General features: G+C 71.2%; 13 protein-coding genes. 2 read left to right on the top strand and 11 right to left on the bottom strand.

Features of this window, described 5'->3' with window-relative positions:
- Positions 1 to 101: 101 nt before the first annotated feature.
- Together OG510_RS14320 and OG510_RS14325 are read right to left on the bottom strand one after the other, a co-directional pair.
- A complete protein-coding gene (locus OG510_RS14320; protein WP_406137155.1) occupies positions 102 to 629 on the bottom strand; it encodes a DoxX family protein in 528 nt (175 codons plus the stop codon).
- Positions 630 to 786: 157 nt separating this feature from the next.
- Positions 787 to 1,905, bottom strand: a complete 1,119-nt coding sequence (locus OG510_RS14325; RefSeq protein ID WP_406137157.1) for a helix-turn-helix transcriptional regulator — start codon at positions 1,903 to 1,905, stop codon at positions 787 to 789.
- A 99-nt stretch (positions 1,906 to 2,004) separates the two neighbouring features.
- Here OG510_RS14325 and OG510_RS14330 point away from each other — a divergent pair, with 99 nt between their 5' ends.
- On the top strand, positions 2,005 to 2,403 hold the full coding sequence (locus tag OG510_RS14330) for a VOC family protein (protein ID WP_406137159.1): 399 nt from the start codon (positions 2,005 to 2,007) through the stop codon (positions 2,401 to 2,403).
- Between the two features lie 91 nt (positions 2,404 to 2,494).
- On the opposite strand, the gene OG510_RS14335 is transcribed toward OG510_RS14330, so the two are convergent.
- From OG510_RS14335 to guaA, 3 genes are all read right to left on the bottom strand, one after another.
- On the bottom strand, positions 2,495 to 3,778 hold the full coding sequence (locus OG510_RS14335) for a hypothetical protein (RefSeq protein ID WP_406137161.1): 1,284 nt from the start codon (positions 3,776 to 3,778) through the stop codon (positions 2,495 to 2,497).
- 201 nt (positions 3,779 to 3,979) lie between these two features.
- Complete coding sequence (locus OG510_RS14340) at positions 3,980 to 4,834, bottom strand: class II aldolase/adducin family protein (protein ID WP_406142396.1); 855 nt, start codon at positions 4,832 to 4,834, stop codon at positions 3,980 to 3,982.
- Positions 4,835 to 5,021: 187 nt separating this feature from the next.
- Positions 5,022 to 6,599 (bottom strand): glutamine-hydrolyzing GMP synthase, encoded by a 1,578-nt coding sequence (gene guaA, locus OG510_RS14345; protein WP_406137163.1) that lies wholly within the window; start codon positions 6,597 to 6,599, stop codon positions 5,022 to 5,024.
- 302 nt (positions 6,600 to 6,901) lie between these two features.
- Between guaA and OG510_RS14350 the strand changes: the two genes are divergently transcribed.
- The gene (locus OG510_RS14350) at positions 6,902 to 7,249 is read left to right on the top strand and encodes a chorismate mutase (protein ID WP_406137165.1); all 348 of its coding nucleotides are present in this window, start codon (positions 6,902 to 6,904) and stop codon (positions 7,247 to 7,249) included.
- A gap of 724 nt (positions 7,250 to 7,973) precedes the next feature.
- Here OG510_RS14350 and OG510_RS14355 read toward each other — a convergent pair.
- The 6 genes from OG510_RS14355 to OG510_RS14380 form a co-directional block, all read right to left on the bottom strand.
- On the bottom strand, positions 7,974 to 9,788 hold the full coding sequence (locus tag OG510_RS14355) for a GMC oxidoreductase (RefSeq protein ID WP_406137167.1): 1,815 nt from the start codon (positions 9,786 to 9,788) through the stop codon (positions 7,974 to 7,976).
- A 37-nt stretch (positions 9,789 to 9,825) separates the two neighbouring features.
- Positions 9,826 to 11,448, bottom strand: coding sequence for a succinic semialdehyde dehydrogenase (locus OG510_RS14360; protein WP_406137168.1), 1,623 nt, complete (start codon positions 11,446 to 11,448; stop codon positions 9,826 to 9,828).
- Between the two features lie 184 nt (positions 11,449 to 11,632).
- The gene (locus OG510_RS14365; protein WP_406137170.1) at positions 11,633 to 13,447 is read right to left on the bottom strand and encodes a serine/threonine-protein kinase; all 1,815 of its coding nucleotides are present in this window, start codon (positions 13,445 to 13,447) and stop codon (positions 11,633 to 11,635) included.
- Positions 13,448 to 13,553: 106 nt separating this feature from the next.
- The gene (locus tag OG510_RS14370; protein ID WP_406137172.1) at positions 13,554 to 16,286 is read right to left on the bottom strand and encodes a protein kinase; all 2,733 of its coding nucleotides are present in this window, start codon (positions 16,284 to 16,286) and stop codon (positions 13,554 to 13,556) included.
- Between the two features lie 143 nt (positions 16,287 to 16,429).
- Positions 16,430 to 18,349, bottom strand: a complete 1,920-nt coding sequence (locus OG510_RS14375) for a protein kinase domain-containing protein (RefSeq protein WP_406137174.1) — start codon at positions 18,347 to 18,349, stop codon at positions 16,430 to 16,432.
- A gap of 718 nt (positions 18,350 to 19,067) precedes the next feature.
- Positions 19,068 to 20,777 (bottom strand): glycerol-3-phosphate dehydrogenase/oxidase, encoded by a 1,710-nt coding sequence (locus tag OG510_RS14380; protein ID WP_406137176.1) that lies wholly within the window; start codon positions 20,775 to 20,777, stop codon positions 19,068 to 19,070.
- Positions 20,778 to 20,933: the final 156 nt, after the last annotated feature.

Here is a 20,933-nt window from a genome sequence, read left to right on the forward strand (position 1 = left end):
TACCTCGGCGACGCGGATGGCCTCTGGCGGATCCCGCCCGTAGCCGCGCTGCCGATGCTCGCGGCCGGCCTGGTGCTGGCCGGGATCGCCAGCACGGTCGGTTACGGCATTCGGCGACGGGCGGCCAGAAGGGCGTCGGCCGAGAGCAGTGGTGACCCGGCGAGCAGGAGCGGCAGCCAGGCCATGAGGTAGGCGAGGTCGTTGCCGTAGTAGTACGGCGTGGACTGCCAGCTCACGGTCAGCCACAGGGTCAGCGAGATCAGGGCGCCGCCGAGCGCCGCGACCCGGCCGTACAGCCCGAGCAAGGTGCCGATCCCGACGGCGATTTCACCGATGGCGATGGCGTAGCCGAAACCGGCCGGGCTCTTCAGGGCGAGGTCCACGAGCGCCGGGACGGCCGCCGAGCCGCGTACGGAGTGCAGGAGCTCGCCGAGGGAACCGGTGCCCGTCGCGTGCAGGAAGGCCGAGTCGGTGAGCTTGTCGATACCCGCGTACAGGAAGGTGACGCCGAGGAAGATCCGCAGCGGGAGCAGCGAGTACCGCCTGGCGGTCTCCTTCCAGCGGCCGTTCCGGCCGCGCACACTCCCGCCGAGCCCGATGGGTGTGCCCGTCCGGTATCCCTGAACCATGGTCCGGTCCTGCCTCTCCGATTGCCCCGTGATGGCTCCGTAGCGCGTGCCGGTGTGGCGAGACGCAGTCTTGATTTTGCGTCCCGTGCCGTCGCGCCCTGCCGACGGGGTGCCCGTCGAGGGGCTCGGGCCCCGTGCGTCAGGTACGTCGGATGCGTCAGGCGCGCCGGGCGTGGGACGCGAGGCGGTCGGCGAGTGCGATGACGAGGCCGCGCAGCTCGTCGGGGCGCTCGATGACGAACGGCAGGTCGAGCGAGGCGAGCACCGGCGGCAGCCAGTCCAGGCTCTCCACCCGCAGCGTGACGCACAGCCAGCCGTCGCCGTCGCCTTGGCCATCACCGTCGCCATGGCCGTCGCCGTCGCCATCCCTGTCGCTGTCACCATCCCCCCGGTCGTAGCCATGGCCGCCATGGCCGTCACCGTCGCCGCCATGTCCGCCGTCGTCGCCGTCGCCGTCGCCCGACGGCCCCGCGGGCGCGGGCTCCTCGACGGTCGCCACCGAGGCCGGCAGGCGGGTGCGGATCTGGGCGGCCGTGCCGCGGATCCGCAGGACCACCTCGTACCGGTACCCGGCCGTGGCGAACCCCGACAGCACGCGCTGGGCGGGCCCGGCTCCGGCAGGTTCGTCGAACGAGCCGGGCAGGGCCCGCGCGGCCGCGATGCGGTCGAGCCGGAAGGTCCGGTCCTCGCCGATCGAGGGGTCTGCGCCGGTGACGTACCACCGGCCGGAATGGGCGACGATCCCGTACGGGTGCAGCGGGCGCTCGCTGCGCCGGCCCTCACGGTCGGTGTAGCGGACCGAGACCGGGCGCCGGTGGCGTACCGCGTCGGCGATCGTGAGCAGGACATCGGAGTCCGGCGCGGCGGACTCGCCGGGCGGCGCCGTGAACGCCAGGGATTCCAGGACCGTTTCGAGCCTGCGGGCCACACGCGCGGGGAGGACCCGGCGGATCTTGGCCGCCGCCGTCTCGGTCGCCGTGTCCGCCGCCGTCATCAGCCCCGCCCGGCGGCCGGCGACCAGGCCGAGCAGCACGGCGAGCGCCTCGTCGTCGCTGAACATGAGCGGCGGCAGCCGGTATCCGGGGGCGAGGCGGTATCCGCCGTAGCGGCCCCGCACCGTCTCCACCGGCACATCGAGGTCGAGCAGCTGGTCCACGTACCGCCGCACGGTCCGTCCCTCGACGCCGAGCCGGTCGGCGAGTTCGGCCACGGTCCGGATGCCGCCCGACTGCAACAGCTCCAGAAGAGTCAGCACACGTGCGGTCGGTCGGGACATATCCGCAGCCTAACGCTCATACAGGACCGATTCTGTCCTCTATTCGTCCTAGGCTGCACAACACAGGCCCCACCAACCACCACGTTCAGGGAGAACACCATGGATTTCGTCTCGGTTCGCATCATCACCGGCGACGTGGCACGCCTCGTCGGGTTCTACGAGAAGGCCACCGGGGTGCGGGCGGCCTGGGCCACCGAGGACTTCGCCGAGCTCAGCACCCCTCATGCCACCCTGGCGATCGCCAGTACGCGCACGGTCCCGCTGTTCGCGCCGGGTTCCGCCCGGCCCGCGGACAACCACAGCGTGATCATCGAGTTCCTCGTCGATGACGTGGACCGCGTGCACCGCGATCTGGACGGCCTGGTGTCCGACTTCGTCAGCGGGCCCACCACGATGCCGTGGGGCAACCGGTCGCTGCTCTTCCGCGACCCCGACGGCAACCTCGTCAACTTCTTCACCCCGGTCACCCCGGCGGCCATCGAGAAGTTCACCCGCTGACGAGCCGAAAAAACGAACCCGTCACGTCCAGCCCGGCAGCTCGTCAGTCCGGCAGCTCGTCAGTCCGTCAGTCCGTCAGTCCGTCAGTCCGTCAGTCCGTCACGTCGATCTCGCAGGCCGCGGTCTCCACCCCGGCCGCCGTCACCACGCGTACCTCGACCCGGCCCGGCTCGACCTCCACCGGCACGGGCACCGTGAGCGCCGTGTCCGACGGATTGGCGAAACCGCCCGGCACCGGGACCAGCGGCACATGGACGTGCACCGTGCCGATCCGCACCACCATCCTGGCCAGCAGGTCCGGGGTCCCGGCCCCCGGCGGCACGAAGCCCGCACCGCGGATCTCGATGTCGTCGCCGGTACGGATCGGGGCGTCCAGGTCCCCGGCCTCCCGCGACCTCACCACCGAGAGCACCACGGGCCTGCCGCCCTCCGCGTACTTGCCCGCGAAGTACGTCACGGCCGAGACCACCACCAGGAGCGCCGGCCCCCACGGGAGGTCGGGCAGCTGATCGGGGCGGCGGGCCAGACGTACCGCGGCGAACAGCACCGCGGCCGCGCTGACCAGGACGTACTGCACATCCGCGAAGCTGCCGCGCCCGGAGTCGTCGGTGAGGAGATCGGCGGCGCGCGGGCGGTCGGCCCGCACCTTCTGGAGCTTCTGGGCCAGCACCCGCAGCGCGACCACCCGCCGTACCACCACGGCGACGGCGCAGACCAGCGCGAGCACCGTCACCAGCCCGGCGCCGCGGGCCAGACCGAGTCCGGCGATCAGAGCGTCGCGCCTGCCGTGCCCCGACGCCCCCGCGAGCTGGAGCGAGAGCACCAGGACGGAGAAGACGGCGAACAGCACCCACACGACGGCGACCGCCCGGGAGGTGGAGAGCCTGTTGTCCTCACCGATCACCGGGGCCAGCAGACCACCGCGCGCCCGGTGCGTGCGGGCCGCGCCGGTCAGCAGGGCCGCGGTGAGCAGGGCGGCGATCAGCCCCGCCGTACGGGCCGTGCTCCAGCCCGCGCCGATCGCGGTCACCGCCTCGGCGAGCACCAGGACCACCACGCTCCCCCACACCACCAGCAGCGTGCGCACCCAGACCTGCTGGAACCACGCCTCACCGGCCTCCCTGGCGCGATCGGCCACCGCGTGGGCCGACTCCGTCAGTTCGTCGGACACCCACTGCCGCGACGCCCCGGCCGAGTGGGCGACTCCGGCGGGCAGCCCCTCACCGGCGGCCAGTCCGTCCCGCTGGGCGAGGAACGCGGCAACAGCGCGCCGGTGCCCCTCACGCGCGCCGTGCGGGCAGTCCGGGCAGGTGCACCCGCCGCCGTGCGCCCCGGCGTGCGGGCCTTCGCCCTGTCTTGCTTCCTGTACCGCCACGCAGAACGCCGCCCTCTTCCCGCCCCGTGCGCTTCCCGCACACCGTTGAACTTCCTTGCAACTCAAGGGGATTGTGCCGCACTCAAGGGGCCGCACCGGCAGCAGGTCAGGTCAGACAGGGTGATTGACAGCACGTCAGGTTGACGGGCATCTGCGGGGGCGCGCCCGTACGGAAGGCCCACGCGCCCGTACGGGAGCGGTTCACGCCCCCGCGTCGGGTCCGGTTCCGCTGATCTGCCGCCACAGCGGCTGGTAGTTGATCCACGCCACCAGATCGCTGCCCAGCTGCTCACGGGTGGCGACCGCGTTCCTGCGGTCGATCAGTACGGGCTTCCCGGCGGCCCGCGCGGCGAGCTGGACCTGGCAGGAGCGCTCCATGGTGAGGAACCACCAGGCCGCCGCGTCCACCGAGTCGCCCACGGTCAGCAGCCCGTGGTTGCGCAGGATGATCGCCTTGCGCTCGCCGAGCGCGGCGGCGATGCTGCGGCCCTCCTCCTCGTCCACGACGACGCCCGTGTACGAGTCGTAGAGGGCGTGGTCCTCGTAGAACGCACAGGCTTCCTGGGTGATGGGGTCGAGCAGCTCGCCCAGCGCGGACAGCGCCCGCCCGTGCAGCGAGTGGCTGTGTGCGACGGCGACGACCGCGGGCCTGGCCCGGTGCACCTGGGCGTGCACCGCGAAGGCGGCCTGGTTGACGTGGTGACGGCCCTCGACAACCTGCCCGTCGCCGTTGGCCAGGATCAGATCGCACTCCCCCAGCTCAGCGAGCGGCGCCCCGAAGGGGTTCACCCAGAAACAGTCGGGGTAGCCCGGGTCGCGGGCGGTGATGTGGCCCGAGACGCCGTCCTCGTACCCGTACCGCGCGAACAGCCGCAGCGCCCCCGCGAGCCTCGTCTTGCGGTACTGCCGCTCCTCGGCCAGCGTCTCGTGGACCGGCGGCATCGCGAACCGGAGCTGGTCCACCGGGACGGGCGCGGGCGCGGCGGCGGGCGCGTGCGGGGAGGGGACGGGGGCGGGCGCGGAGCCGGGGGCGGAGGCCGGTATCGGGGCTGGCATCTCAGTCATGGCCGGAAGCTACCGCGCGTTACCGCAGGTGAACAGAGTCATGCAGAGAACAGAGTCGTACTGGGAACAACGTCATGCACCGCTCTCGCTGCACAACTCTCCTCGCACAACGGCGAAGCGCCGCCGTACCGGATGTCCGGTGCGGCGGCGCTCGTCATTCGGTTCGGCCGGTCGCGGGTCACTCCCACTCGATGGTGCCCGGCGGCTTGCTCGTCACATCGAGCACCACACGGTTCACATCGGAGACCTCGTTGGTGATACGCGTCGAGATCCTGCCCAGCACCTCGTACGGCAGGCGCGTCCAGTCCGCTGTCATGGCGTCCTCGGACGAGACGGGCCGCAGCACGATCGGGTGGCCGTAGGTGCGGCCGTCGCCCTGGACGCCGACCGAGCGGACGTCCGCGAGCAGCACCACGGGGCACTGCCAGATCTCGCGGTCGAGACCGGCCGCCGTCAGCTCCTCACGGGCGATGGCGTCGGCCTCGCGCAGCAGGTCGAGCCGCTCCTTGGTGACCTCTCCGACGATGCGGATCCCGAGGCCGGGGCCAGGGAAGGGCTGGCGCTGGACGATCTCGTCCGGCAGGCCGAGCTCCTGGCCGACCATCCGGACCTCGTCCTTGAAGAGCTGGCGCAACGGCTCGACGAGCTCGAACTCGATGTCGTCGGGCAGCCCGCCCACGTTGTGGTGGGACTTGATGTTGGCGGTGCCGGTGCCGCCGCCGGACTCGACCACGTCCGGGTAGAGCGTGCCCTGCACCAGGAACGCGACGTCCTCGCCGGCGTCGGCGATGATCTCCGCCTGGGCCTGCTCGAAGACCCGGATGAACTCACGCCCGATGATCTTCCGCTTCTCCTCGGGGTCGGAGACACCCTTGAGCGCGGTCAGGAAGCGGTCCTCGGCGTCGACCACCTTGAGCTGGACACCCGTGGCGGCGACGAAGTCCTTCTCGACCTGCTCGGTCTCGCCCTTGCGCATCAGCCCGTGGTCGACGTACACGCAGGTCAGCTGGGAGCCGATGGCCTTCTGCACCAGGGCGGCCGCGACGGCGGAGTCGACACCGCCGGAGAGCCCGCAGATGGCGCGCTTGGTGCCGACCTGCTCACGGATCAGGGCGACCTGCTCATCGACGACGTTCGTCGTGGTCCAGGTCGGCTCGATGCCCGCGCCCCGGTAGAGGAAGTGCTCCAGGACCTGCTGGCCGTGGGTGGAGTGCAGCACCTCGGGGTGGTACTGGACGCCGTACAGCTTCTTCTCGTCGTTCTCGAAGGCCGCGACCGGTACGACGTCGGTGGACGCGGTGACCGTGAACCCCTCGGGGGCGGCCGAGCAGGCGTCGCCGTGCGACATCCACACGGGCTGCTCGGCCGGGGTGCCCTCGAAGAGGGTCGAAGCGGACTTGGAGACGGTGAGGGCGGTCCGGCCGTACTCCCGGGCGCCGTTGTCGTCGACCGTGCCGCCGAGGGTGGTCGCCATGAGCTGGAAGCCGTAGCACATGCCGAAGATGGGGACCCCGGCCTCGAAGAGCGCCCGGTCGAGGGTGGGCGCGCCAGGCGCGTACACGGACGACGGGCCACCGGAGAGGATGATCGCCCTCGGGTTCTTCGCCAGCATCTCGGCCACCGGCATGGTGGACGGCACGATCTCGCTGTAGACCCGCGCCTCACGGACGCGACGGGCGATGAGCTGGGCGTACTGCGCGCCGAAGTCGACTACGAGGACGACCTCGGGGGCGGCGGCGGGGGGTGCTGCTGGCACGGGGCGGCCTTCCGGCGGAAAGGAGGGTGTCTTGTATCAGGGGCTTGTATGTCGATTCTAACGGGGCCGCGGGAACCGGCTTGTCTCTCCCTCCGGAGGCCGTCCATAATGGCCCCATGCATCAGCAGCTGACCTTCGTCTTTACCTATGGCACCGGCCCGTCCGGCTGCCATGGTCGTGCTGCTTGATCCTCCACTGACAAGCACTTCCCCAGGCGCCCCGGACCGGCAAGGTCCGGGGCGCCTGTGCATTCCGGACGATGCCGCTCCGGGGGCCGCACCCCCGCAAGGAGTTCCGGACACATGAGCACCAGCACCCACCCCAGCCCCCAGACGCACGGCACTGAGCTGCACAGCACTGAGCTGCACAGCACAGATCTGCACAGCACCGGCGCGCACACCGGTGAGGCGGCGGGCGTCATCACCGGCGCGCGTGAGCGCATCGACAGCCTCGACGACCGGATCATCGGCCTGATCCAGGAACGGATGGCGGTGTCCGCCGTCATCCAGGACGCCCGGATGACATCGGGCGGGCGCCGGGTGAACCTCTCCCGCGAGATGGAGGTCCTGGGCCACTACAGCGAGGCGCTCGGCAAGCCTGGCACGGGGCTGGCGATGACCGTGCTCGAACTGTGCCGGGGGCGGATCTGAGGCCGCCGGGGACAGCCCGTATCTGAGTTCGGGCCCGCCCTCACCCGTACGGCGCGTGACCGGTCCCGGCCGCCCTTCGTTGGTCCAGGCGTCCGTGTCAGCCAGGGGCGGCCTGTTGGAAAGAGGAAACCACGCGTGGCTTCGCTGGGGCGTGTGACGTACTGCAGGTGCGTCGTGGGACCACGTCTCAGCACGTGTGACCGGGCGGCAGGGGACAGCGGCCCGGTCACCCGAGGCAGTCGGTTCCGGGGACGCCCGGAACCGGCAGCCCCGGCACAGCACAGAGCCCGGCCCCGGCGCACAGTTCCGGCGCCAGGCCCCCGCCCGCAATCCCCCGCAGTCCCGTAATCCCGTATTCCTCCGCGGCGCACCCCCTCCGGCGCCGCCACCCGGCACCGGTGCTGCCCTGACGCCGGTGCCGAAGAGCCAGGGGCCCGCGGCATCACTTCCGCGGGCCCCTGGCTTCGTCGTACGACACCCGCGACGCACCCGGGACATGCACCCCGGACACACACCCGCGACGCACCCGTGACGCAGCTCACACCGGGATTCCGGTGCCCCGGAAGCAACCATTCACCGGCCCGGTCAGTCATCCATGCGTACCCACCAGTGGCCCCACCCGTGTGCACGAGTCACACAACGGGGCCCGGTCGGCACCGACTCGGGAGGGCTGCACTCGGAGGGGGGTGCAGCCCTCCCGCCGTGTACGGGTCCGCGGACGGGGCTATTTCCGCGGCGGGACCTCCGGCATCCCCAGGAACGGCAGCCTCAGCGCCCCGAAGGCGGCCGCCGGCACGGCCGGAGAGCTCGGCTCGACGGCGGCGAGACGCTCGTAGGGCTGCCCCTGCTCGGGGCGCGGGTCCGCTTCGCCCTTGTTGGGCCAGTACGACATCGCGCGCTCCGCCTGCGCGGTGATGGTCAGCGAAGGGTTGACGCCGAGGTTCGCCGACACCGCCGAGCCGTCGACCACCGAGATGCCCGGATGCCCGTACAGCCGGTGGTACGGGTCGATCACCCCCTCCTCCGCGGACGCGCCGATCGCACAGCCCCCCAGGAAGTGGGCGGTCAGCGGGGTCCCCATCAGCTCACCGACATTCGACCCGGGGAACCCGTTGATCTCCTCGGCGATCAGCGTCGCGGCCCGGGTGCCCTCGGCGATCTGCTTCGGGTTGGGCGCGCCGTGGCCCTGTCTGGCCGTCAGCAGGCCCTTGCCGATCCCACCCGGCTTGCGGTACGTCGTCAGGGAGTTGTCCAGCGACTGCATCACCAGACCGATGATGGTCCGCTCGGACCAGCGCCTGTTGGACAGTGAACGGACCGTCAGCCAGGGGTGCTTGGCGACGTTCCCGAACCAGCCGAGAACCCGCCGGGACCCGTAAGGCACCTGGATGATGGACATCGCGCCCATCGCATTGGACTTCTTGCCGTACCGCACCGGCTCGATGTGGGTGTCCGCGTCCGGGTGGATCGACGAGGTGATCGCGACGCCCTGGGTGAAGTCGGCCTTCGGGGCGCCGTGTTTCCTGCGGTAGCGGCGGTCGGTGGTCTGTGAGCCCACCAGTGCCTCGGAGTTGGTACGGGTCAGCTCCCCGAGCTTCGCCGAGATACGGGGCAGCAGCCCCTGGTCCTTCATGGTGTGCAGCAGGGTCTGCGTGCCGTACGTCCCGGCCGCGACCACCACCTGCCGGGCGCGCAGCACCCGCGGCGCCCCCTTGCGGGCGTTGGTCGTGACGGTGGTGACCCGGTGCCCGCCCTCGCCGTCCTCCGCGATCGCGGTGACCGAGGTCAGCGGGTGGATGACGGCGCCCGCCCGCTCGGCGAGATAGAGGTAGTTCTCGGTGAGGGTGTTCTTCGCGCCGTGGCGGCAGCCCGTCATGCACTCGCCGCACTCGGTGCACGCCTTGCGAGAGGGGCCCGCCCCGCCGAAGTACGGGTCGTCGACGGCCTTGCCCGGCTCGGCCCTCGCCGTGCCGTCCGAGTCCTCCCCGTCACCGAAGAAGACCCCGACGGGCGCCATGTGGAAGGAGTCCCCCACACCCATCGCATCGGCGGACGCCTTCAGATGGACGTCCGACGGTGTCATCGTCGGGTTGAGCCGCACACCGAGCATGCGCTGCGCCTGGTCGTAGTACGGGGCCAGTTCGGCCTGCCAGTCGGTGATGGACGCCCACTGCCGGTCCTGGAAGAACGGCGCCGGGGGGACGTACAGCGTGTTGGCGTAGTTGAGGGAGCCGCCGCCGACACCCGCGCCCGCCAGCACCATGACGTTGCCGAGGAGGTGGACGCGCTGGATGCCGTAGAGGCCGAGCGCCGGGGCCCAGAGGTAGTTCTTGATGTCCCAGGAGTTCTTGGGGAGGGTGCCAGGGGTGAAGCGGCGGCCCGCCTCCAGGACACCGACCCGGTACCCCTTCTCGGTGAGCCGCAGCGCGGTGACCGAGCCGCCGAAGCCGGAGCCGACCACCAGGACGTCGTAGTCGTACGGCGCGTCAGGGTCGCCGCCGGCCGGTCCCGCACCGCGGACAGAGTTCTCCTGTGACATTGACTCTCCTCTTGGAAAATGCGCGGGAGGCGGCGGATCAGCGCAGGCGCAGAGCCTTCATCGCCTTGAGGCTGCGGCTCATGAAAGCGGCGTACTTCTCGTCGTCCATCCCGAAGGAAGGCGCCATCGGCATCACCCGCTGGTGCGCCACGGTCTGCGCCTCGGTGTACTTGAGGATGCCCTCGGAGCCGTGCCTGCGGCCGAGGCCCGAGTCCTTCATTCCGCCCATCGGCGACTGCACACTGCCGTACGCGGGCGCGTACCCCTCGTTGATGTTGACGGTGCCGGTCCGCAGCCGGGCGGCGACGGCGTGGCCGCGGCTGCCGCTCCTGGTCCAGACGCTCGCGTTGAGGCCGTAGGGCGTGGCGTTGGCGGCGGTGACCGCCTCGTCCTCGTCCTTGAAGCGGTAGACCGAGACGACCGGGCCGAAGGTCTCCTCGGTGCAGACGGCCATCGGCGCCTCGACGCCGTCCAGGATGGTGGGCTCGTAGAAGAGCGGGCCGATGTCCGTACGGTGTGCGCCGCCCGCGACCAGGGTGGCGCCCTTCGCGACGGCCTCCTCCACATGCCGCCGCACGGCCTCCAGCTGCCGTTCACCGGCGAGGGAGCCCATGTCGGCGCCGTACGCGAGGGAGCTGCCGAGGCGCATCGCCCTCGTGCGCGCGGCGAAGCGTTCGAGGAACGCGTCGGCGACCGACTCGTGCACATACAGCCGCTCGATGGAGATGCAGAGCTGGCCGGCCGACGAGAAGCAGGCGCGGACCGCGCCCGAGGCCGCCTTCTCGATGTCCGCGTCCTCCAGGACCAGCATGGCGTTCTTGCCGCCGAGTTCGAGGGAGACGCCCACCAGGCGGTCGGCCGCGCCCCTGGCGACCTCGCGGCCGGTGCGGGTCGAGCCGGTGAAGGAGACGAAGTCGGCGTGCTTGACAAGCTCGGGGCCGACGACCGGGCCTTCCCCGATGACCACCTGGAAGACCTCGGCGGGCAGCCCGGCCTCGATGATCAGGTCGCGGGCCCAGAGCGCGGTCAGAGCGGTCTCGGTGTCGGGCTTCATCACCAGCGCGTTGCCGGAGACGAGGGCGGGCAGCGCGTCGCCGATGGACAGCTCGAAGGGGTAGTTCCAGGGGGCGATCTGGCCCACCACACCGCGCGGCTGGCGCACCTCGGTGACCTTGGTCAGCGTCGGGATCGCCCCGGTGTGGCCCTTGGGCTTGAGGTACGAGGGAGCCTTCCGGCCGTAGTGGCGCGCCGCGACCGCGACGGCCTGGACCTCTTCGTGGGCGTGCAGCCTGGCCTTGCCGGTCTCCAGCTGGATGAGGTCGAGGACCTCGGCCTGCCGGGCGAGCACCAGGTCGTGGAAGCGCAGCAGGACGGCGGCCCTGGCCCTGGCGGGGGTCGCGGCCCACGCGGTCTGGGCCTCGCGGGCCCGCTCGAAGGCGGTCGCGACGTCCGCGGGGGTCGACTCGGGCAGGTCGGCCAGCTTCTCGCCGGTGAACGGGGTGTGGTTGGCCGTCCGTCCGGAACCCACCACGCCGCGGGTCAGCTGGGCCACCACCTCGGGAGTGACCACATCGGCCGCGGTACGCACACCTGAGGGGGTGGGGGCGATCGGGTTCGTGCCGTGGGGGGCCGTGGCGGTGGGAGCCTGCGAGTCCGTCATGAGGGGAGGTTATGCCCCGGCGAAGAGTTTCGGTACCCATGAGTAACGCCTTTTCACGGTACCCACATATACCGCCAGTGATCGCTGGCGACATAAGCCCTGATCAGGCGGGTTGACCGCCATGAGCTGCCCTTCGGCACGGGGCGGGGGGTGAATGGGGGGGGCGGACGGGAGGACGGATGGTTCAGGCCGGCGGCTGCCAGTAGCGCAGGATCGTGTCGAAGCGGCTGCGGTCCCAGTCGCGGGCCGGGCCGCCCATGTAGATCGCGTACTCGGCCTGACCGTGGTTCACGTTGTACATCTGGTCGATGGCGCGGCGCCGACCCGGGTGCCCCTTGGTCTCGGTCCAGGTGAACTCCCAGAGCGCGGCGTCCTCGTCGCGGAAGTTGTTCACGTGCAGCGTGATCCGCCGGTAGTCGGGGAGTCGTTTGAGCTGCGGTTCGAGAGCGAGCTGATGCAGATACGGGGTGGAGTAGTCCGGGTCCTTGTCGATACTTATCCGGATGAAGTGGTTGCCGTCGTCCGGGGTGTAGTCGATCTCGTTGGAGCCGTCCATCTGGCGCTTCCACCCGTTGGGCAGGACCAGGCTGAAACCTTCGGGCTCGTTCACCCGGTGCCAGCCGGCCGGTATGCCTCCGTGCGGCTTGTTCTTCACGCCGCCGTCCGTTCCGCCCGCGTCCGTTCCGCCGGAACCCGCCGCCGTACCGCCACCGGAACCCTGCCGGTTCTCGTACTTCATGACGCCGAAGCCGACCCCGGCACCGACCAGCACGGCGAGGGCCAGGATGAGGGCCCCGGTCCGTACACGCCGACGCTTCCGCCCTCTGGACCCCTTCGGGCTCCTGGGACTCTCCGGCCCCTCGGGTGCGTGGGGGACCGTTCCGTCCACGCCCGGTCCCGGTGCGGGCACGGAAGCCGGTACGGGCGCCGGCGCCGGCAGCGGAGCCGCTCCCTGCGCGGGTATCTGCGCCGCTGCCTGCTCCGGTATCTGCGCAGATCCATACGCAGGTATCTGCTCGCCCGTCCGCGCCGACAGCTCCTCCTGCCCCGGCGCGGCGGCCTGCGTCACAGACGTACCGGGTGAGCTGATCCGGCTCGTGGGCGTCGCGTCCTGGAGCATCCCCTCGGAGACCAGCTGCGTCGGGACGTACGCCTCCGCCTGCCGGGGCTTGCGCCCCTCCATGGCGTCGAGCAGCATGCGCTCCGCCTCGGCGGGTCCCGGCCGTTCGTCGGGGTCCTTGCGCAGCAGTCCGGTGATGACGGGCGTGAGCGGCCCGGCCCGGGTGAGCTTCGGCGGCTCGTCGTTCACGACGGCCTGGAGCGTGGAGATCGGCGACGTGCGCCGGAAGGGCGAGCGCTCCTCGACGGCGGTGAAGAGCGTGGCGCCCAGCGACCAGAGGTCGGACGCCGGGCCCGGCTCCTCCCCGTACACCCGCTCGGGGGCGAGGTAGTCGATGGAACCGACGATCTCGCCGGTCCTGGTGATCTCCGAGTCGCCCTCGATCGCGGCGATACCGAAGTCGGTGATGAGGACCCGGCTGTCGTGGGCGAGCAGCACGTTGCCCGGCTTCACATCGCGGTGGAGCACCCCCGCCGCGTGTGCGGCCCGCAACGCTCCCAGTACGTGCAGCCCCACCCGGGCGGCCTCGCGCGGGTCGAGCGCGCCGGACTCCTTGACCACATCGGCAAGTGAGGGACCGTCGACGTACTCCATGACGATCCACGGCCGGTCGTCGAACTCGATGACGTCATGAACCGTGACGACCCCGGGATGGTTGATGCGCGCGGCCGCCCGCGCCTCCTTCTGCGTTCTGGCGTGCAGTACGGCCCGGTCGGCCTCCGAGACATACAGACCGGCCGTCAGTTCCTTGACGGCGACCGTCCGGTGCAGCACCTCGTCGTGAGCCCGCCAGACCTTGCCCATGCCGCCACGACCGATGAGTTCGCCCAGCCGATAGCGGCCGGCGAGCACCAAGTCCGCGCTGTGAGTGTGTTCCACGTGCCCCTGTCCGTTCCCTCGACTGCCAGGTTACGGACGGACATTCGGTCTTGGAACCTCGGGGCGCGCCGTGATACCGCACTGTGACGGGAATCGCCCGCTCCGCTCACTGCACCGTTCGGTAGGTGGCGACGGCCTGTTCATAGATTTCGGTGACCTTGTCCCGCTGCGCTTCGGGGCCGATCACCTGCACGATGTGGTAGCGGCCTGCGATAATCATGGCCACATTGCGGACGTACACCTCGCGTCCGCTGCTGTCCTGCCACGTGAACTGCCCCTCGGCCATGGCCTGCTTGCCGACGTCTATCCGGCGCAGCCCAGAGGCGGACGACCACGTGGAGTCACGGAACGGTTTGAGTTCACGTTCCTTGTTGCGCTGGTACGCCATGGGGTCGGCGCCCTCGTCCTTGACGCTGTCGCGGCCGGGGACGACGACCAGCTCGAAGTCGCCGCCGAGGAAACGCACCTGGCCGACGTCGTTGACGGGACGGCGCTCCCAGTCCTTGGCCACCGCCACCTGGAACCCTTCGGGATCCTTGCGGACGGCGTAACCGGCCGCCGGCCCACCGCTGTCCGCCTCCGTGCCCTGCGGCGACTCGGGCGCACCGGCCGACCCGGACCGCTGGGAACGGCCGGACCCGCCGGGCTGCGGGGAGTTGGGCTGCCCGGACGCGGATCCCGTCGGTACGGCGGCGGGCGCACCGGTGTTGTCGTGCCCCGAGTCACCGGCCTTCGGCATGAACTTCAGCGCGTACACGAGGGCGGCGACCAGCACGACCAGGATGACGACGAGCAGAGTCCGGCCGAGGGAGCGCGGCTTGGCGTCCGGCCCCGGCTGCCGTTCCGCCGGCGCGGACCGCTCGGAGGGGGCCGCAGCGACGGAGTTCATCGGCTGTGCGGGGTACACCGGGCGCGCGGATCCGGCCGGGCCCTGCTCCCTGCGGCGGCCGCTTCTGCGCTGCTGGCGGTGGCGGCCGTGCACACCGTCCCCGCCGGAGTTGCGACGGCGGCGGCGCCGGACGAGCTCGCCCCTGCGCCGTACGATCGGCAGCCGTGTGGCGTCGGCCGGCGGGACCGGCACGATGCCCTGCCCGGCGTCGGGCTCGGGCGCCGACCGCACCAGCGAGCGCAGCCAGCCGCGCAGTTCCTCTATGTCGGGCCGCTCCGTGGGGTCCTGACGCAGCAGCGACTCGACGACGGGCCGCAGCGGACCGCACTCCTCGGCGAACGCGGGCGGCTCGGCGCAGACCAGCTGAACGAGTTCGGCGGCGCTCTCCTCCGGGTACGGGGCGTGGCCCTGCACCGCCCGGAAGAGCAGCGCCCCCAGCGCCCACAGATCGGTGGCGGGCCCGACCGGGGCGGCGAGCTGCCAGTTGCCGTGCACGGGGCCGGCCTGCTCGGGCGCCCACCGTTCGGTGACGGCGCCCACGACGGTGATACGCGCCTGCCGGGCCCGCTCGGCGGCAAGCGGCGTCCGGGGCCCCCGCGGCGCGGGCACGGCGGCCCCCGCCTGGACCTGACCCCCTGCCTGCGAAGCGCCGGGCTGCTGCGAAGGTCCGGACGCGGGGCGCGGGCGGGCGAACGACCCGGTGTCGCCCCCCGACTCGTCCCCGCTGACACGTGCGGCAGCCCGTGCACCCGCACGGTAGGCGGCTATGGCACCGGCCCGCGCAGCACGGACGTCCCCCGCCGTAACAGCGCCCCCGCCATCCCTGGCTGTAGGCAGACCGGAGCCGGCCGTACCGGAGTCGGCTATTCCAGGAGCGGACGCTCCGGGAGCGTCCGCTCCAGAGGCAACGGGTCCAGGGGAAGCCGTTCCAGGGGAAGCCGTTCCAGGGGAAGCCGCTCCAGGAGCCACCACTCCAGAAGCAGACGGCCCTCCCCCCTGCCCCGAGTCCCGCGGCGGGTCCTGGAGCTGGTCGTACATCCGCCCACCCAGCTGCCCACGCCGCTGGTCCTGGGTGTAACCGGGCGGCAGCGCCGGTCCGGCCGGAAACACGGGCGTACCGGACGGCCCCTGCTCCCAGGGGAACGGCCGGTCAACGGCCGACTCCACATCCCCACCGACCGGGCCGTCCACATCCACGCCCCCGGACGCATCCGCCCCATCCGCCCCGTACGCCCCATCAGTTCCTGACGCAGCGGGAGAATCGGGCCCGCGCAGCCCCCCGCCCTCTCCACTTCCGGGCGGCGATAACTCCAACTCCGCGGGCGGCACCGGGTCGTAACCGCACAGTGCCTCCTCCGCCGCTCCGGCCGCCAGCCCGGTCAGGACCACCCGCCCGTCGTCACAGACCAGCACCGTACGGGCGGTGATATTGCGATGGGTCCAGCCATGGGCGTGCAGCACGCGCAGCGCGGTGAGTACATCGGAGGCGATCTCCGCGGCGCGGTACGGGTTCAGGGGGCGCTCCGCGAGCATCGCGGCCAGCGGTGTGGCCTCGACCAGTTCGCTCACCACCCAGAGCGATCCGCCCTCGGCGAAGACGTCGAAGACCTGGTCCAGCCGCGGGTGGTCGGGAATCTGCGCCGCGGACTGCGCCGCCTCCATGGCCCGCCGTACGGCAGGGTCGGCGGGTCTGCGCGTGGTACGGGCCGACGCACGCCGCGCCTCGGAGAACCCGGCGGCCGACCCGCCACCCAGCCCGACAGCAGCCCCGCCGCCGTCCTCGTCGAGCATCTCCGCGTCCACGACCTCCGGCAGCGGCACCTGCCGGACGAGGACTTCCTGTCCGCTGTAGGTGTCGAACGCGCGGATCTCCGCAGGCTCGAACTCGTCACCGGGCAGCAGCGGAAGACGGTAACGGTCGGCAAGGACCCTTCCCGCGTACTCGTCCACGACGCCTCCCCGGAGCGCGCTGTTCCCTGGTCTCAGGGGCCACGTTAATCCGCACCGATCCCTATCAATCCGTCAAATACGGTCGATTACCGGCCCATTGCGGCTGCGTACGGTCCGCGTCCTCTCACAATACGTGGCCGGGGTCACTTCTTGGGAGCGAATGTCTTGAACGCCGTATTACGCAGCGTGGTGCACTCGCCGCCGTCCCAGTCGCTCGCCTTGCAGCTGATCATGATGGAGTAACCACGCTTGGCATCCACCTTGAATCCCCGGTTCAGCACCCGGACCCGCTGGCCGTTCTGGTCACGCTCGAACGACCAGTCGGCGACCGTCGGATAGCCGTTGTACTCGACCTTGTGTATCCCGAGGTGCTTGTAACCACCGACGCTGGCCGACAGACCTCCGACCGCTGCCTGCCAGGCTGCGGCCGCGTCGTCCTTGGGCGAGTCGTTGAAGTCGATCTGGACGCGCGGGAACCCGCCCCTGGACTTGTTGTAGATGCCGCCCGAGCTCACCCCCGCTATGGCCGTGCGGTGGAACCCGGCAGGCATGGCCATGGTGAAACGGAACCGGTCGTCCGTGACCTTCTGGTACCCGCTGGGCAACGCGTCACCGGCAGGCGGCGCCGACGCCTTGCCGCCGGGAGAGGCCGAAGCGGTGCCACCGCTCTGGCCCTTGCCCTGATCGCCGCCCTTGCCCTGGTCGTCCGTCTTGCCCTTGTCCGTGCCCTTGCTGTCGTTCTTGCCGTCGCTCCCGGCCGTCGCGCCACTCGAAGCGCTCTTGTCGTCCTTGGACTTGCTCTGATTGCCCTCGTCATTGCCCCCGTTGAGAGCGAAGGCGAGGACCGTGCCGAGCACCGCGAGTGCGACGACGGCCGCGATTATCACCAGGGTGCGGCGCGGCACGACATCGGTGAGCGGCGCCCTGACCCGCGCGGGCGGCCCGGCCGGCGCGGAGGCCGGCTTGGCCGGGGCGGGCTCGGACCTGGCGTTCCGTACGGAGTTCAGCGCACTGCGCACCCGGTCCGCCGCGGCCGCGGTGTCCCTGGTCTTCTGCGGCCTGGGTTCCTTCGCGGGCTTCGGGTCCTTGACGAGCCTGGGCGCCTTGGCGGGCTTCGCGGGTCTGGACTCCCCCGCGTCCTTGGCCTCATCGGGCACCGGCGGCAGCGGCACGACCCGCGTCGCGTCCGCCGCGACCGGCTCGGCTTCGGCTTCCGGTACGGCGGGGGCGTGGATCACGTCGTTCAGCAGGCGACGCGCACCCGCGTCGTCGAGACGCTGGGCCGGGTCCTTGGCGAGCAGCCCGTAGATGACCTCCGACAGGGCGCCCGCGTTCTTCGGCGGGTCCAGCGGTTCGGTCATCACCGCGGTCAAGGTCGCGATGGCCGACCCCTTGTCGTACGGCGGCACCCCCTCGGTGCTCGCGTACAGCAGTCCGCCCAGTGACCACAGGTCGGCGGGCGGGCCTGGCTTGTGCCCGCGGGCCCGCTCGGGCGAGATGTACGAGGGGGCGCCGACCAGCATTCCGGTCGAGGTCACCGACGGGTCGCCCTCGACCTGCGCGATACCGAAGTCGGTCAGTACGACCCGGCCGTCCTCGGCGATCAGCACATTGGACGGCTTCACATCGCGGTGCAGGATGCCCTCACGGTGCGCGAGGCGCAGCACGTCGAGAATCGCGAGGCCCACCTCGGCCGCGCGCACCGGTGTGAGGACGCCCTTTTCCCGTACCAACTCGGCCAGCGAGCAGCCCTCGACGAGCTCCATGACGATCCAGGGCCGGTCGTCCTCGTCCACCACGTCGTAGACCGTGACGGCTCCGTTGTTACGGATCCGCGCAATCGCCTTGGCCTCGCGCAGCGTACGCGTCACGAGTCTGCGCTTCTCGTCCTCGTCGATCGCCGAGGGGAAACGCAGCTCCTTCACCGCCACGGTGCGGCCGAGCGTCTCGTCCACCGCCCGCCACACGGTGCCCATGCCGCCCTTGCCGAGCACACCCCCGAGCCGGTACCGCCCAGCCAGGAGGCGCCCCTCGGTGTCCTTCGCCTGCTCCGCCTCCGACATGCGTCCCCTCTGCATTCAACCCGCCCTGGCAGAGCGTTCATTGTCTCTCACTCCGGCACCGAAGATGGTGCCGGGTCCGTGGGCGACCATCATGGGCCATACGGGAGACGTTTCCCGCCACGCCTGTGCCGCACCCGCCGCCCGCCACCGCGCCGGATCCCGGTACCACCCGGCAGCACCGCCCAGTCCCTGCCCGGATAACCCGAGGTCAAGCGGGCCCACAGCGCCCGCCCACCCCTCACACCACCAGCCCCGGCCCCCACCGGGAGCCACCCCGACTCAGCCCGACACAGTCCGACTCGGCCCACCACAGCCCGACTCGACCTGACTCAGCCCGCCCCGTCCATCACTTCCGGCCCGCGCACCCCAGCCATCGCTTCCCGGCCCGCACACCCCAGCCGTCATTTCCGGCCCGCGCAGCCCGGCCACCACTTCGGCCCGAGCACCCGGCCCGCGCGCCCTGGCCCGCTCTCCCGGCCCGCCTCAACCCAACCCGTCGGCCACACCGCGCCGCCCCACCCGCTCCAGGCCCCCTGCCCCAGCCTCACCCCCTGAAACGGCGTCGCCCGGCGAGGAGTTCCACCGACCGGCCGACCGACTGCCCGGCCGACTGCCCGGCCGACCGGCCCATCCATCGGCCGACAAACAGCCCCCTCGCTCACTCACCCAGGCGCACAGCCACATAGCCAGGTGGCCACACAGCTGTACAGCCGCACGCTCACTCCAACGGCACGATGTCCGGCGCCCCCAGCCGGGCCGCGTCCGCCGTCAGGTCGTCCGGCTGGCGTTGCGACTCCCGCTCCGCCTCTACCCGCTTCTCGTAGTGCTCGACCTCCGCCTCGACACGGTTCTTGTCCCAGCCCAGCACCGGGGCCATCAGCGCGGCCGCCTCCCGTGCGCTGCGCGTGCCCCGGTCGAACGTCTCGATCGAGATACGCGTGCGCCTGGTCAGCACATCGTCCAGATGCCTGGCCCCTTCGTGCGAGGCCGCGTAGACGACCTCCGCCCGCAGATAGTCGTCCGCACCGCCCAGCGGCTCGCCCAGCGAAGGGTCGTCGGTGATCAGGTCGAGGACCTCCTGGGTCATCGCTCCGAAGCGGTTCAGCAGGTGTTCCACCCGGGCCACATGCAGCCCCGTCCGCTTCGCGACGCGCGCCCGCGCGTTCCACAGGGCGTTGTATCCCTCGGCGCCGATCAGCGGCACGTTCTCCGTGACGCACTCGGCGACCCGCTGGTCCAGCCCGTGCACCGCCTCGTCCACCGCGTCCTTCGCCATCACCCGGTACGTCGTGTACTTCCCGCCCGCGACGACCACAAGGCCAGGCACCGGGTGTGCCACCGTGTGCTCACGGGAGAGCTTGCTGGTCGCGTCGGACTCCCCGGCCAGCAGCGGCCGCAGGCCGGCGTACACCCCCTGCACGTCGTCACGCGTCAGCGGTACGGCGAGCACCGAGTTGACGTGTTCGAGCAGGTAGTCGATGTCGGCGCTGGATGCGGCCGGATGCGCCTTGTCGAGGTCCCAGTCCGTGTCCGTGGTCCCCACGATCCAGTGGCGTCCCCACGGGATCACGAACAGCACCGACTTCTCGGTCCGCAGGATGAGCCCGGTCGTCGAGTGGATCCGGTCCTTCGGGACGACCAGGTGGATCCCCTTCGACGCCCGTACGTGGAACTGCCCGCGCTCGGCGATCAGCCCCTGGGTGTCGTCCGTCCACACCCCGGTGGCGTTGACGACCTGTTTGGCTCGGATCTCGTACTCCCCGCCGCCCTCGGCGTCCTGCACGCGCGCGCCCACGACGCGCTCGCCCTCCCGCAGGAAGCCGGTCACCTTGGCCCGGTTCGCCACCAGTGCGCCGTAACTCGCGGCCGTCCGCGCCAGCGTCGCCACATAGCGCGCATCGTCCATCTGCGCGTCGTAGTACTGCAGGGCGCCGACCAGCGCGTCCTTCTTCAGGGCCGGTGCCACCTGCAGTGCGTGCTTACGGGTCAGATGCCGGTGCAGCGGCAGCCCGCGGCCGTGCCCCGACGAGACCGACATGGCGTCGTACAGCGCGACGCCCGAGCCCGCGTACCAGCGCTCCCAGCCCTTGTGCTGCAGCGGATAGAGGAAGGGCACCGGCTTCACCAGATGAGGTGCCAGCCGCTCCAGGAGCAGCCCGCGCTCCTTCAGCGCCTCCCTGACAAGTGCGAAGTCGAGCATCTCCAGATAGCGCAGACCGCCGTGGATGAGCTTGCTCGACCGGCTCGATGTGCCCGAGGCCCAGTCCCTCGCTTCGACCAGGCCGGTCGCCAGCCCGCGGGTCGCGGCGTCCAGCGCCGTCCCCGTACCGACCACACCGCCCCCCACGACCAGTACGTCCAGTTCACGCTCGGCCATCCCGGCGAGCGCCTGTGCGCGCTCCTCGGGCCCCAGTGTCGCTGTCCTCACTGCTGCCTCCCGTTGATCAGGCCGCCGAAGCGGTGTCCGGTGCACCCTCGATTCTGTCCGCGATCTCCCACTTCAGCCACCGCCTGTGGACAACACACGGACACCCAGGCCCGCCCAATACCGCAAATCGGTCATATTTACTCCTAACCTGACATT

It is taken from the genome of Streptomyces sp. NBC_01089, from assembly GCF_045162975.1.
Taxonomy (GTDB): Bacteria; Actinomycetota; Actinomycetes; order Streptomycetales; family Streptomycetaceae; genus Streptomyces.